Here is a 13,347-nt window from a genome sequence, read left to right on the forward strand (position 1 = left end):
TCCCGGTTCCCCAACCGGAACGCCCAACCCTAGCAAGAACTTATTCTTCGTTCTTGTAGATCGCGATCAGCTTGTCGAGCATCGCCAGCGCCTCGTCGCGCGGACGCTGGAAGGTGTTGCGGCCGATGATCGAGCCGTTGCCGCCACCGTCGCGAATGTCGCGCGCGTCCTGATAGACGGCGTCCGCACCCTTGGCAGCGCCACCCGAGAAGACGACGATGCGACGGCCCGCAAAGCTCGACTGGACCACATGCCGCACGCGATCGGCCTGGTTGGACCAGTCGGTGCCCTCATAGACCTTCTTGGCCTCGGCCTGTTCGATATGGTCGCTGGGCAGCTTCACCTTGATGATATGCGCGCCGAGCAGCGCCGCCATGTGCGCGGCATAGGCGCCGACGTCGAGCGCCAGTTCGCCGTCCTTGGTCAGCTTGCCGCCGCGCGGATAGCTCCAGATGACGGTGGCGAGGCCCGCCTCGCGCGCTTCGGCCGACAGGATCGCGATCTGGTCCATCGCGTCGAAAATGCCGTCCGAGCCCGGATAGATGGTAAAACCGATCGCCGCGCAGCCCAGCCGCACCGCGTCCTGCACGCTGCCCGTCACCGCCTGGGTGATCGAGGTCGCCCAGCTGTTCGAGCTGTTGATCTTCAGGATGGTCGGGATCTGGCCCGCGAAGGTGTCCGCCCCCGCTTCCAGCATGCCCAGCGGCGCGGCATAGGCCGACAGCCCGGCGTCGATCGCCAGCTGGAAATGGTAATGCGGGTCATAGGCGGGCGGGTTGATCGCGAAGCTGCGCGCCGGGCCATGCTCGAAACCCTGGTCGACCGGCAGGATGATGACCTTGCCCGTGCCGCCCAGCTTGCCCTGCATCAGGATGCGGGCGAGGTTGGCCTTCACCGCGGCGGGCGTGCCTTCGTACTTGTCGAGAATGGCCTTCACGGTCGGGGTCATCATGTCTCTCCAGATTGGTATTGGGGCAGATAGGGCTCAGAGCATCAACCAGCGGCGCAGCGCCTGATCGACCTGCTCCATCCGGGTGGGCGAGGCATGGCCGATGACTTTGACGATATGATTGCGGGGGATGGACAGGATCTTGTCCACCTGCACTTCGCACTCGACGGTCAGGCCGGTATGCTCGCGCGGGGAAAAGGCGACGCGGAACAGCGCCTCGCCGCCGACGACCGAGGTCATCGGGCAGACGGTGATGGTGTTGTGGGTCTCGTTATAGAGGTCCGACTGGACGACCAGGAACGGGCGATGGTCGCCCCCCTCTCCCGTCGTCGCCAGCACGATCGCGGCATGAGCGATCTTCATGCGTCGCCCTCCTTGGCCAAGCTATTCCAGAAGGCGAAGTCTTCCGGCGTGTCGCGCTTCGACGCGCGGGTCGACTGGCGGCGCGCCTCGCGGCGATAGGCTTCGTCGTGCAGGTCGACATAGCGGCGCACGGCTTCACGGGCGATATCGCTCTTGCTGCGCCCCTGCGTGCGCGCGACGGCCGCCAGCCGCTCTTCCAATTCGGTATCGAGGCGGACGCCGAGCATTGCCACTTCCTTCGTTTAACGCGTTTAACCTAGCAAGTCCTGAGCGGCGGATCAAGCGGCTGTCTGACCAATTGCGATACCCAAGAAAAAACCCCGCCGCCCGGGAAGGCGACGGGGTGATTGTCACGCCGAACGGCTCGGTCGTCAGGCGGTCAGCGCGGCGACGCCGGGCAGGTCCTGCCCTTCCATCCATTCCAGGAACGCGCCGCCTGCGGTCGAGACGAAGGTGAACTGCGTACCCACGCCCGCCTGGTTCAGCGCGGCGACCGTGTCGCCACCCCCCGCCACCGAGACGAGGCTGCCGTCCTGGGTCAGCGCCGCCGCCGTCTTGGCGAGCGCGACGGTCGCCATGTCGAAGGGCGGCGTCTCGAACGCGCCGAGCGGGCCGTTCCACACCAGGGTGCGGCAGTTCTTGAGCACGTCGCCCAGCGCCTCGACGGCATTGGGGCCGAGGTCGAGGATCATCTCGTCGGCGGCGACTTCATGGACGTTGACGGTGCGGGTTTCGGGGTTCGGCTTGAACTCCTTGGCGACCACCACGTCATAGGGCAGGTGGACGGTGCAGCCCGCCTTGTCGGCGGCGTCGAGGATCTCCTCGGCGGTGCCGGTCAGGTCATGCTCGCACAGCGACTTGCCCACATCGACGCCGCGCGCGGCGAGGAAGGTGTTGGCCATGCCGCCGCCAATGATGAGGTGATCGACCTTGCCGACCAGATGCTTGAGCACGGCGAGCTTGGTCGAGACCTTGGCGCCGCCGACCACCGCCGCGACCGGATGCTGAGGATTGCCCAGCGCCTTTTCCAGCGCGTCGAGTTCGGCCTCCATCGCGCGGCCGGCAAAGGCCGGGAGCTGGCGCGCCAGCCCCTCGGTCGAGACGTGCGCCCGGTGCGCGGCGGAGAAGGCGTCGTTGACGTACAGGTCGCCGAGCTTGGCGATCTGCGCCGCGAGTTCGGCGTCGTTCTTTTCCTCACCGGCATGGAAGCGGGTATTTTCCAGGATCGCGATATCGCCGGGGTTCAGCGTCGCGACCGCCGCCTCCGCTGCCTCGCCCGCGACGTCGTTGATGAAACGAACCGGACGGCCCAGCACGTCGCTGTAGGGCTGGGTCAGCATCGCCAGCGAGAATTCGGGGTTACGCTGCCCCTTGGGGCGGCCGAAATGGGCGAGGATCAGGACGATCGCGCCCTTATCGGCCAGTTCGGTCACGGTCGCGATCGTCGCGCGCAGGCGGGTGTCGTCGGTCACGCGGCCATCGGCCATCGGCACGTTCAGATCCTCGCGGACCAGCACGCGCTTGCCCTGGACGTCGCCCATATCGTCGAGCGTCTTGAAAGCCTTGGTCATGATTCCTCGATCCTGATGTTATCGCCGATGTGGATCGTGCCGCCCTCGATCACGCGGGTGCATACGCCGCCGCGCCAGTCGGGGGTCAGGGCCGCACGCAATCCGTCGGCGATCGCGTCCATGCGGTGGCACGGATCGCATTCCATGGTGATTTGCAGAAGGACAGGCCCGATACGCAACCGGGTGCCCGGTATCTGGGGAAGGTCGAAATCCTCGACCAGCAGGTTCGCCCGGCGCTCCTGCCAGGGGATGTCACGGCCGATTTCGGCCAGTACGGCGTCCCAGTCGGCGCGCTCGATCAGCGTTACCTGACGCCGTCCGCGACCGCCAGGCTTTACGCGCCCGCGCACATCGCCTTCGATACCACCCTCCAGGGTCACGATGGCGGTGTCGATCACCTCCATCGGCCCCTTCGGCACGGCATGGCGGGCGATGCCGGCCAGACGCCCGGTCATCGCCCGCCCGTCGCTCATCAGAGGAACTTCGCCATCGCGGTCGCGGTGTCGACCATGCGGTTCGAGAAGCCCCACTCATTGTCGTACCAGGACACGACGCGCACCAGCTTGCCATCGATCACCGCCGTCTCCAGGCTGTCGACGGTCGAGGACTGCGGCGAGTGCATCAGGTCGATCGAGACCAGCGGCTCGTCGGTGTAGACGAGGACGCCCTTCAGCGCCTCGCTCTCCGACGCCGCCTTCAGGATCGCGTTGACCTCTTCTTTGGTCGTGTCGCGCGCAGGGGTGAAGGTCAGGTCGACCAGGCTGACGTCCGGCGTCGGCACGCGGATGGCCGAGCCGTCCAGCTTGCCCTTCAGCTCGGGCAGAACCTCGCCCACCGCACGGGCGGCGCCGGTGGTGGTCGGGATCATCGACATGGCGGCGGCGCGGGCACGGCGCAGGTCGGGGTGGATCTGGTCGAGGATCTTCTGGTCGTTGGTATAGGCGTGGACCGTGGTCATCAGGCCGCGCTCGATGCCGATGGCGTCGTTCAGCACCTTGGCGACCGGCGCCAGGCAGTTGGTGGTGCACGACGCGTTCGACACGATCGTGTGGTCGGCGGTCAGCTTGTCATGGTTGACGCCGTACACGACGGTCAGGTCGACATTCTTGCCCGGCGCCGAGATCAGCACCTTCTTCGCACCCGCCGCGATATGCTTTTCGCACGACGCCTTGTCGGTGAAGAAGCCGGTGCATTCCAGGACCAGGTCGACGCCCAGTTCCTTGTGCGGCAGGTTCGCCGGATCACGCTCGGCGGTGACGCGGATGCGCTTGCCGTCGATCACGATGTCATTGCCCTCGGCCGACACTTCGCCCGGATAGCGACCATGGATGCTGTCGCGGCTGAACAGCCAGGCGTTGGACTTGGCGTCGGCCAGGTCGTTGATCGCGACGAGTTCCAGCGCGCCCTCGCCGCGCTCGAGGATCGCGCGCGCCACCAGGCGACCGATGCGGCCGAAACCGTTGATTGCAACCTTGACCGTCATGCCAGCAAGCTCCTGTCTTTTTCGGGCCGTGCCATGGACGGCACCGCCCCCGGTTGGATGGAGATCGTTCCAACGATTCCACCGTTCGCGCCACGCCTTTCGGAGCCGCGCGAGTGTCTGTCAACCGCCCGAGCGCGCCCGATCGTCCAATTCCGGGTTGCCGCATGAAACCAGCCTGCTAAGCCCGTTTCATGCCCGAACCTATTGCCGACGACGTCCTTTCCTCCGTCGAACGGATCGACCGCGCCATCGCCCGCATCGAAGGGGCGATCCGAAACCGCGCCGCCAAGGAAGATGCGCTTGCCCGCCGTCACGCCGCGCTGAAGGCGCGCATGGCCGAGGCGGTGACCGCGCTCGACGATGTCATCAGCCGGGGGAGTGCCGCCTGATGGCCGAGGTGACGATCCAGGTCGGCGACCGCCCCCACACCGTCTATTGCCAGGAGGGCGGCGAAGCGCGCGTCCGCATGCTGGGCCAGATGCTCGACCAGCGCTGGTCGGCGGCGCTGCGGGCCTCGGGCGGACATAATGGCGAACGGGCGCTGCTGTTCGTCGCACTGATGCTGGCCGATGCGCTGGAAGAGGCCGAACGCCGTCCGCCCGCAGGGGCCGCGGTCAGCGAGGCGGCGCTGGCCCGCATCGCCGAGCGGCTGGAGGGGCTGGCCGATGCGCTGGATGAAGAAGGCTACCCTTGAGTAACGCGGAGTCCTCGCCTACATGGGTCGGCGGCGGGCTCTGCCCGGTACGAGCCACGATAATCCCTGAGGCTATTCTTCATCCAAGGGGGCTGTCCCTGCCCGGATCCTGGTCCGACGTACATGGTCCCCACCTGACGTATTGGGCGTCAGTGGATATTACGGCAAACGGCCATGGCGGTCCCGCCACCCGCCCCTCCCCCGATCATCATCGCGCGCCATGATCGACAAGCGTGCCCTGCGCGCCCGGATGCGGGCGGTTCGCGACGCGCATGGCCCCGGCCTGCTGCCGGTGGCGCGGCCCTTTCTGGACCGCCTGCTCCCCCAACAGGTGATCGCCGCCTATCGCCCGCTCGGCGCAGAGGCGGACCCGGCCTTGTGGATCGAGGCGGCGCTTCATGCCGGTGCGACGATCGCCCTGCCCCATGTCACCGACCGTGCCAGCCCGATCCGGTTCCTGACATGGGCGGATGGTGAGGATCTGAATGTCGGCGCCTTCGGACTGCATCAGCCTTCGCCGGACTCGCCCGAATGCCGCCCCGACATCATCCTGACGCCGCTAGTCGGCTTCGACCGGCGCGGAAATCGGCTGGGACAGGGCGCAGGCCATTATGACCGGGCCTTCGCGGCCAACCCCGATGCCTGGCGTGTCGGCATCGCCTGGAGCATGCAAGAGGCCGAGGAACTGGTGCCCGACAGCTGGGACGTGCCGCTTCACGCCATCGCTACCGAATCGGAATGGATCGTCCCATGACCCCTAGTTGGCGCAAACCCGCCGGAATGCTGCTGATCGTGGCGATCATCATCGTTTGGGCCATGCTGGTCACCAGCCTGTCCGGCGTGGTCGGGCAATGGCATTGGGTGTTGCAGCTGGGTTTCTATGTCGTGGCGGGGATCGCTTGGATCACGCCGATGAAGCCGCTTCTGCGCTGGATGGAGGGTGGGCGCTGAGGCAGATGGAGGGACGTGGCCTTCGACTTCGCTCAGGCTGAGTGGAGAGTGGGATACCTTGGCCCGTCTAGCCGCACCCCCAACCTCCGTTCGCACTGAGCGAAGTCGAAGTGCACGCCCCACGCTCGCCGAAAGTCAAAAGCCCTTGGCGCGCCTTTAAGCGTGGCCTTCGACTTCGCTCAGGCTGAACGGAGGGTGGGATTTGGGCGTGGGGTTTTTCGGGAAGCTATCGGCATCCGGGACAATGGCGGGCCGCACCCGGACCAAGACCAGCGATACCGAAAACAAAAGCGCCATCCCGAAGGATGGCGCGAGTGACGGGGCTCGAACCCGCGACCTCCGGCGTGACAGGCCGGCGCTCTAACCAACTGAGCTACACCCGCTTGAAAGCCATGTAATGCCAATCAGGATCGGCATTGGCCCCATGTGGGGATTTCGACATTTTCAGCCATTCTCGCAAGGAGAGTGGCGCGAGTGACGGGGCTCGAACCCGCGACCTCCGGCGTGACAGGCCGGCGCTCTAACCAACTGAGCTACACCCGCTGAAAGCGTCGAGGCGCGCCAACTAGGCGAGCGTTCCGGACCTGTCAACGCATCATTTCATTTTTCTTGCGGAACGTCCTCCGGGTCGGTTTCGCGGTCGAGATGCGTGAGGGTTCCGTGCTCGAACAGGAAGCCCGCGATGTCGGGCTTCCCGGCCGCCTTCAGGACGGTTTGCAGGATGATGAGCAGCGGCACGGCCAGCAGCGCGCCCACCGTGCCCCAGACCCATCCCCAGAAGCTCAGCGAGACCAGGATCAGCACCGGGCTGATGGTCAGGCGGTGCCCGACGATCAGCGGGGTGATCAGGTTCGCTTCGATCAGGTGCATCCCGTACATGATCGCGGGCGGTGCCAGCGCCACCCAGATGTCGCTGAACGTCATCAGCCCGCCGACGGCCAGCAGCATCGCGCCGATCACCGGCCCGAAATAGGGGATGTAGTTCAGCAGCGCGACGATACCGCCCCACATCAACGGATAGGGCATGCCGAATAGCGACAACGCCCCCGCCACCGCCCCGCCCAGCGCGAGGTTGATGATGGTGATGGTGCCCAGATAGGCCGAGACGTCGTCCACGACCTCCTGGATGACCCGAGCGGTCGCCATCGCGCCGTCGAAGCTGGTCCGCCCGCGAATCGTCTCGCGCCGCATCCGGGTCCAGCCCGACAGCACGAAGAACACGACGAGGACGCCGAACAGGAACTGGACGATCAGCCCCGGCGCCGAGGTCGCGGCCAGCTCCAGGATCGAGCTGGGGGGCGAGACGGCGGCGGTCTGCGGCTGGCGGATCGGAGTGGAGGCGACCTGCCGCAGCGCCTTGTTCACATAGCGATCGAGGCTGGAATACAGATCCAGCAACGGTGCCAGATTGGCCTGGATGCGCCCGATCCGGCTGGGCAACAGACGGAAGAAGTCGGTCGCGGGCACGATGATCGCGGCCAGCGCGATATTGGCGACGATCAGGAACAACAGGACGCACATCAGCGCCGCTAGTGCCGAGGGCACGCGTTGCCGCTCCAGCCATTCGAGGATCGGGACCAGCGCGATCGCAATGACCAGCGCCGTCGTCAGCGGCAGGAAGAATTCCGCCCCCTCCCGCAACGCGAAGGGCAAGGCGAGAATGAACCCCGCCCCCGCCGTCAGGGTCAGTCCGGCCAGCAGCCGGTCGCGGCGCATGGCGATCCGCACCGCATCGCGCGGCCTCATGCCCAATGGCGTTCCCAGGATCGAATCACCGGCGGGAAAGGCCTTGTCGACCAGTTCGTCTTGCGCGTCACTCATGACAGCCACGTTAGCGGCTTTCCGGACGCAGGAAAGCCGCTAACGCCGCGTTTGCATGACGTTTATGTCATGTCGGAGAAGACGCCGCCTTACCAGGCGCGGGGGATACCGCCGGTCCGCTCGGCCACCGCATTTTCGATCGACTGGAGCTGGGTGCGGCTGAGCACCCCGGCCTCCATCAGGTGACGCATCAGTTCCTCGGTCAGCGCCGCCAGGAAGTGCAGTTCGGCGCGCTCCGAGGTGCCATCTTCGTTCAAACCGTCCATCGCCTTCTCCCAGCCAGATCGTCAATATTCTGTGTAGCGGGCACCCCTATGGCGTAAAAGCCTTTTCCGGTGAGACTGCGGGACGGGCGGCTGTTGACGTTTACGTCAACGTGCAGCATCACTTCGGGCATGGATCGTACCCCCCGCCCCCGTTTCTCCCCCGAACAGCTGGCCCAGGGCCTGGTCGCACTGCTCGATGTCGAGGAGATCGACACCGACCTGTATCGCGGCGCCCGGCGCCCCGGCGGCGAGGGCCGCGTCTTCGGCGGGCAGGTGATCGCCCAGGCGCTCCAGGCGGCGCAGCGATCGACCGAGGCCCCCAAGGTGGCACACTCGCTCCACGCCTATTTCATGCGGCCGGGCGATGAGCGCTTCCCGATCACCTACCGGGTGGAACGCGATTTCGAGGGGCGCAGCTTCGCGACGCGCCGCGTGATCGCGATGCAGAAGGGCAAGCCGATCCTGAACCTCGCCTGCTCGTTCCAGACGCCAGAGGACGGGATGCACCACCAGGATGCGATGCCCGACGTTCCCGCGCCGGAGACCCTGCCCTCGGAACGGGAATTGCTGGACAGTCTGGGCGAACAGGTGCCCGCACCCATCCGCGCCTTTCTGGAACGGCCGCGCCCGATCGAGTTGCGCACGGTCGACCCCCGCCAGTTGCTCGCCCCCGAACCGCGCGATCCTGCCCAGGCGATCTGGTTCCGGCTGGTCGCGCCCATCGGCGACGATCCCGCGCTGCACCGGGCGATCCTGGCCTATGCCAGCGATTTCGCGCTGCTCGGCACCTCGACACTGCCGCACGGGATCAACTGGCTGATCCACGACATGCAGACCGCCAGCCTGGACCATGCGCTGTGGCTGCACGAGCCGTTCCGGGCCGACGAATGGCTGCTCTACACGACCGACAGCCCCTGGGCGGGCCATGCCCGCGGGTTCAACCGGGGTCGCATCTTCGCCGCCGATGGCCGCCTGGTCGCCAGCGTCGCGCAGGAGGGACTGATCCGGCTGCGCACCGCCGCGCGTCTTGGGACCTGATCGGACATACCTTTTTTTGGAGGACGCCGGCAATTTCGCCGACTTCCCCCGGGAAAGCGGCGAAATGACAGTGACGGCTAAGACTTTCCCTTCTAGACATGGCCGATCGCTCGCGCTTCGACCGAGCTGCACGGAGGGGATGGAAGGCATGGCGGCGACGTCCGTCGGTGAAGCGCGCAATACCGACCGCTATCTGCAAAAGCGGGACGCCATTCTGGCGGCAGCGGCGCAGGTCATCAACGAGCAATCGGCCAAGGGCATGACCTTTGCCGATGTCGCGCGGCGCGTCGGGCTGAACACCACCAGCGTCACCTATTATTTCCGTCGCAAGGAAGAGCTGGCTGCGGCGGCGTTCGAGCATACGCTGGAGCGGCTGCTCGAGATGCTGGCCGAAGCCGCCGAGGCGCCGACGCCGCAGGCTCGTGTCGCCCGCTATCTGTCGATCAACATGGCGCGGCTGGCGCGGATCGAACGCGGTGAGGAAACGCCCTTCGCCGTCCTGTCCGACCTGCGCGCCATGGAGGAGCCGCTGCGCGGCCAGCTGATGACCGGATGGCAAAAGGTCTTCCGGGCGACCCGCAGCCTGTGGGGTCCCGCGCCCAGTCGCGCGCATACCGACCTGCACGGCGCGCGCGCGCATGTGCTGCTGGAGAACACCTTCTGGTTGCCCATGTGGCTGATCCGCTACGAACCCGACCAATATGCGCGCGTCGAGGAACGGCTACTCGACGTGCTGAGCCATGGCATCGCCGCCCCCGGATCGACGTGGAAACCGACCATGCTCGATTTGGACACCCATGCGGTACGCAGCGGCGAGCCGGGACGCGAGGCGTTCCTGCTGGCGGCGACGCGGCTCATCAACCAGCTCGGCTATCGCGGTGCCAGCGTGCAGCGCATCGCCTCCGAACTGAACGTCACCAAGGGCAGTTTCTACCACCATCTCGACGCCAAGGACGATCTGGTCGCCGCCTGCTATCGGCGCAGCTTCGACACGATCACCGCCGCGCAGCAGCTGGCCGATGCGGCCGGGGGCAGCCACTGGCACCGGCTGTCGAGCGCGATCGCGACCCTGCTCGACATCCAGTTCGCCGAGCGCGGCCCCCTCTTGCGCACAACCGCGCTGGCCAGCCTGCCCGGCGATGTCCGCGCCGCCATGGTGGAACGGTCCAACCGGATCGCGCGGCGCTATGCGGGCACGATCATGGACGGCATCAGCGAAGGGTCGATGCGGCCGGTCGACAGCCTGATCGCCGCGCAGGCGCTGATGGCGATCCAGAACGCCGCCTTCGACATGCGCAAATGGGCCGGAACGATGGCGCGCCCGCATGCGATCGCGCTCTATGCCTCGACCATCCTCTACGGCATGTTCGACGACCGCTTCCTGGACTAAGGCGCACAATTTGCGACAAAAGCGCTGGGAACCCGACATGATCCGGGGACAGCCGGGTCGCAAAAGGGCCATCGTTCGGCAGGGACTTGCCCCTCGCCGCGAAGAGGATGCCCACCCCATGCGAAAGACCATATTCGGCCTTTCCCCCGCCCTGCTGCTGGGCGCGACGCTGCTGACCGCGACCGCCGTCCAGGCGCAGAGCGATGCCCCGCCCCCGCCCGGCGGAGGAATGCGCAGAGGCATGCAAGGCGGCATGCGGGGCGGCCTGATGGGTGTGCAGCCCGATGCCAGCGGCACCATCACCCGCACCGCCGCGCTTGCCGCCGCCGACCGGCGCTTTGCCGCGATGGACGCCAATCACGACGGCACCGTCACCCCCGACGAGATGCGCGCCTATCGCGACCAACGCCGCGCCGAACACGCCGCGCGCCGCCCCGGTGGCGACCGTCCGGGCCGCCCCGCGCCCCAGCCGATCACCGCCGAGGCCTTCCGCGCCCGTGCCGCCGCCATGTTCGACCGGCTCGACACCAATCATGACGGCAAGGTCGATGCGACCGAACGCGCCGCCGCACCGCGTTGGGGCGGTCGCCGTGGCGTCGCGCCGAACCCCTCCGGCCAGTCGCCGTCGCAATCCGACGCCGACTGAGCCGCCAAAGCGGGGGGGACGGGCCATTCTCCCCCCAAGTTTTCCTCATGGCCCGTCCCTTTTGCGGCCCGCGTCCACCATGCTAGACCCCGAAGCCATGTCCGAAACGCCGCATTTGCTGCTCGTCGATGACGAGCGTTCGATCCGCGAGCCGCTGGCCGTCTATCTGACCAAACAGGGTTTTCGCGTGACCCAGGCGGGCGATGCGGCCTCGGCGCGTACGCGGCTCGCCGCCTATGCGATCGACCTCGTCATCCTGGACATCATGATGCCCGGCGAGGACGGCCTGAGCCTGTGCCGTCATATCGCCGCGACCAGCGAGGTGCCGGTCATCCTGCTGACCGCGCGCGCGGAGGAAACCGACCGCATCGTCGGGCTGGAGATGGGCGCGGACGATTATGTCGTGAAGCCCTTTTCCCCGCGCGAGCTGGCGACCCGCGTCAAGGTGGTGCTGCGCCGGACCCAGGCGGGCGGCGCGCGCCATCACGCCCCCGATAGTGGTTCCTATGCCTTTGCTGGCTGGGTGCTGAAATCGGGCGAACGCTCGCTGGTCGACCGCGAGGGGGTTTCGGTGATGCTCTCGACCGGCGAATACAACCTGCTGCTCGCGCTGGTCAGCCGTCCGCGCCAGGTGCTGACCCGCGACCAGCTGCTCGACCTGACCCAGGGACGCGAGGCCGCCGCCTTCGACCGGGCGATCGACAATCAGGTCAGCCGCCTGCGCCGCAAGATCGAGGCGGACCCCAAATCGCCCGAGATCATCAAGACCGTCTGGGGCGGCGGCTATACGCTCGCCGCCGAAGTCACCCGCCTGTGAAGCCTGGAGCCGTGACGCTGCGTTTCTGGCCGCGTCGACTCGCGGCGCAGATGGCGCTGCTTCTCGCCATCGCACTGTTCGTGGCACAGGCGATCAGCTTCACCCTGTTGCTGGGCGAACGCCGCTCGCTGATTCTGGAGCAGGTCACGGGACCGGCCGTCGCCCGGCTGAACGACGCGATCGAGCGGAGCGCCATGGGCCGGGGTCCAGGCACCGATCGCGGCCGGGTGCGGCGGGTGCCGGGCAATCCGGTCAAGCCGGGGCTGCCCCGTGTCGCCGCCGTGGAAAACACGGTGCGCGAGGGGATGAAGGAGCTGGGTCACCCGGTCCTTCAGGTCGTGACCGGCGTCCGCCCATTCAACACCGCCGATTTCGATTGGCCGCGTCGCCGCTTCGACCGGAACCGCCATCCGGTCGACGAACTGCTGATCGCCGTCCAGACGCCCAAGATGGGGTGGTTCGTCACGCGCGCGGGCTGGCCGCATGACGGGCTGTTCCTGGTCTGGCGCCTGATCTTCCAGACGCTGATCCTGTACGGCGTCATCCTGTTGCCGGTGCTGTGGATCGGACGGCGGATTTCGCGCCCGTTGCGCGACCTGACCCGTGCGGCCGAGCGGTTCGATCCGCGTTCACCGGGGGAGACCATTCCCGAACAGGGGCCGCTCGACGTGTCCGGCCTGATCGCCGCGTTCAACGCGCTGCGGCTGCGGATCGGGGCGATGCTGGAGGAAAAGGATCGCATGCTCGGCGCGATCGGGCATGACCTGCGTACCCCGCTTGCCGCGCTGCGCGTGCGCATCGAGTCGGTCGAGGACGAGCAGGACCGGCTGCGCATGGCCGACACCATCGCCGAAATGAACAAGACGCTGGAGGACATTCTCTCGCTCGCCCGCATGGGGCGGCCGAGTGAAGCGGAAACCGATGTCGACCTGAACGCGCTGGTCGATGCGGTGGTCGCCGACTTCCATGATCTGGAGCAGGACGTCAGCTTCGAGGAGGGCGGGCGGCTGCGACTGAAGCTGCGCCCCTCGCTGATGCGACGCGCGGTGCGCAACCTGATCGAGAATGCGGTCAAATATGGCCACGCCGCCGATGTCCGCATCGACGCGAACGCCCAACATGTCGCGATCACCGTCGCCGACCAAGGCCCCGGAATCGCCGAGGATCAGCTGGAGACGGTGTTCGATCCCTTCACCCGGCTGGAAACCTCGCGCAATCGCGAGACCGGCGGGGTCGGCCTGGGCCTCGCACTCGCCCGCTCGATCGTGCGCGAGGCGGGGGGCGATATTCGTCTCGCCAACCGGCCCGAGGGGGGCTTGGCGGCGACGATCACATTGCCACGCTAATCCTCCCCGGTA

At 67.0% G+C, this 13,347-nt stretch carries 17 protein-coding genes and 2 tRNA genes; 9 read left to right on the top strand and 10 right to left on the bottom strand.

Annotated elements, in window-relative coordinates:
• Positions 1-40: 40 nt before the first annotated feature.
• From SP5_RS01740 to gap, 6 genes are all read right to left on the bottom strand, one after another.
• Positions 41-949, bottom strand: coding sequence for a class I fructose-bisphosphate aldolase (locus tag SP5_RS01740; RefSeq protein WP_042483258.1), 909 nt, complete (start codon positions 947-949; stop codon positions 41-43).
• Between the two features lie 36 nt (positions 950-985).
• On the bottom strand, positions 986-1,312 hold the full coding sequence (locus tag SP5_RS01745; protein ID WP_042483220.1) for a type II toxin-antitoxin system PemK/MazF family toxin: 327 nt from the start codon (positions 1,310-1,312) through the stop codon (positions 986-988).
• Positions 1,309-1,539 carry a type II toxin-antitoxin system RelB family antitoxin gene (gene relB, locus SP5_RS01750; RefSeq protein ID WP_042483222.1) on the bottom strand — a complete coding sequence of 77 codons (231 nt, stop codon included), beginning with the start codon at positions 1,537-1,539 and terminating at the stop codon, positions 1,309-1,311. Before relB ends, SP5_RS01745 begins: the two co-directional genes overlap by 4 nt.
• A gap of 144 nt (positions 1,540-1,683) precedes the next feature.
• Positions 1,684-2,883: a phosphoglycerate kinase gene (locus tag SP5_RS01755; RefSeq protein ID WP_042483225.1), complete on the bottom strand. Its 1,200-nt coding sequence runs from the start codon at positions 2,881-2,883 to the stop codon at positions 1,684-1,686.
• The gene (locus SP5_RS01760; protein ID WP_174435494.1) at positions 2,880-3,356 is read right to left on the bottom strand and encodes an MOSC domain-containing protein; all 477 of its coding nucleotides are present in this window, start codon (positions 3,354-3,356) and stop codon (positions 2,880-2,882) included. The genes SP5_RS01755 and SP5_RS01760 overlap by 4 nt, the downstream gene beginning before the upstream one ends.
• Complete coding sequence (gene gap / locus SP5_RS01765; protein ID WP_042483227.1) at positions 3,356-4,366, bottom strand: type I glyceraldehyde-3-phosphate dehydrogenase; 1,011 nt, start codon at positions 4,364-4,366, stop codon at positions 3,356-3,358. Before gap ends, SP5_RS01760 begins: the two co-directional genes overlap by 1 nt.
• A 191-nt stretch (positions 4,367-4,557) precedes the next feature.
• Here gap and SP5_RS01770 point away from each other — a divergent pair, with 191 nt between their 5' ends.
• From SP5_RS01770 to SP5_RS01785, 4 genes are all read left to right on the top strand, one after another.
• Complete coding sequence (locus SP5_RS01770) at positions 4,558-4,755, top strand: hypothetical protein (RefSeq protein ID WP_042483229.1); 198 nt, start codon at positions 4,558-4,560, stop codon at positions 4,753-4,755.
• A complete protein-coding gene (locus SP5_RS01775; protein WP_042483232.1) occupies positions 4,755-5,060 on the top strand; it encodes a cell division protein ZapA in 306 nt (101 codons plus the stop codon). The genes SP5_RS01770 and SP5_RS01775 overlap by 1 nt, the downstream gene beginning before the upstream one ends.
• Before the next feature lie 220 nt (positions 5,061-5,280).
• A complete protein-coding gene (locus SP5_RS01780; RefSeq protein WP_042483234.1) occupies positions 5,281-5,814 on the top strand; it encodes a 5-formyltetrahydrofolate cyclo-ligase in 534 nt (177 codons plus the stop codon).
• Positions 5,811-6,011 (top strand): DUF2842 domain-containing protein, encoded by a 201-nt coding sequence (locus SP5_RS01785; RefSeq protein WP_042483237.1) that lies wholly within the window; start codon positions 5,811-5,813, stop codon positions 6,009-6,011. Before SP5_RS01780 ends, SP5_RS01785 begins: the two co-directional genes overlap by 4 nt.
• Positions 6,012-6,317: 306 nt before the next feature.
• Here the strand turns inward: SP5_RS01785 and SP5_RS01790 are convergent.
• The 4 genes from SP5_RS01790 to SP5_RS19405 form a co-directional block, all read right to left on the bottom strand.
• Positions 6,318-6,394: transfer RNA gene (locus tag SP5_RS01790), tRNA-Asp, on the bottom strand.
• Positions 6,395-6,477: 83 nt separating this feature from the next.
• Positions 6,478-6,554 (bottom strand) — tRNA-Asp (locus SP5_RS01795).
• A 57-nt stretch (positions 6,555-6,611) separates the two neighbouring features.
• Positions 6,612-7,832, bottom strand: a complete 1,221-nt coding sequence (locus tag SP5_RS01800) for an AI-2E family transporter (RefSeq protein WP_042483240.1) — start codon at positions 7,830-7,832, stop codon at positions 6,612-6,614.
• Between the two features lie 89 nt (positions 7,833-7,921).
• On the bottom strand, positions 7,922-8,098 hold the full coding sequence (locus SP5_RS19405) for a hypothetical protein (protein ID WP_167334663.1): 177 nt from the start codon (positions 8,096-8,098) through the stop codon (positions 7,922-7,924).
• Positions 8,099-8,227: 129 nt separating this feature from the next.
• On the opposite strand from SP5_RS19405, the gene SP5_RS01805 reads away from it, so the two are divergent.
• The 5 genes from SP5_RS01805 (at position 8,228) to SP5_RS01825 (ending at position 13,335) form a co-directional block, all read left to right on the top strand.
• A complete protein-coding gene (locus tag SP5_RS01805; RefSeq protein WP_042483244.1) occupies positions 8,228-9,136 on the top strand; it encodes an acyl-CoA thioesterase in 909 nt (302 codons plus the stop codon).
• 148 nt (positions 9,137-9,284) lie between these two features.
• Positions 9,285-10,526, top strand: coding sequence for a TetR/AcrR family transcriptional regulator (locus SP5_RS01810; RefSeq protein ID WP_042483265.1), 1,242 nt, complete (start codon positions 9,285-9,287; stop codon positions 10,524-10,526).
• A gap of 118 nt (positions 10,527-10,644) precedes the next feature.
• Positions 10,645-11,172: an EF-hand domain-containing protein gene (locus SP5_RS01815; RefSeq protein ID WP_042483247.1), complete on the top strand. Its 528-nt coding sequence runs from the start codon at positions 10,645-10,647 to the stop codon at positions 11,170-11,172.
• A gap of 97 nt (positions 11,173-11,269) precedes the next feature.
• Entirely contained in the window at positions 11,270-11,989 is a 720-nt protein-coding gene (locus tag SP5_RS01820) for a response regulator (RefSeq protein WP_042483248.1), read from the top strand.
• Between the two features lie 50 nt (positions 11,990-12,039).
• On the top strand, positions 12,040-13,335 hold the full coding sequence (locus SP5_RS01825) for a sensor histidine kinase (RefSeq protein WP_084220520.1): 1,296 nt from the start codon (positions 12,040-12,042) through the stop codon (positions 13,333-13,335).
• Positions 13,336-13,347: the final 12 nt, after the last annotated feature.

Source organism: Sphingomonas parapaucimobilis NBRC 15100 (assembly GCF_000787715.1).
Taxonomy (GTDB): Bacteria; Pseudomonadota; Alphaproteobacteria; order Sphingomonadales; family Sphingomonadaceae; genus Sphingomonas; species Sphingomonas parapaucimobilis.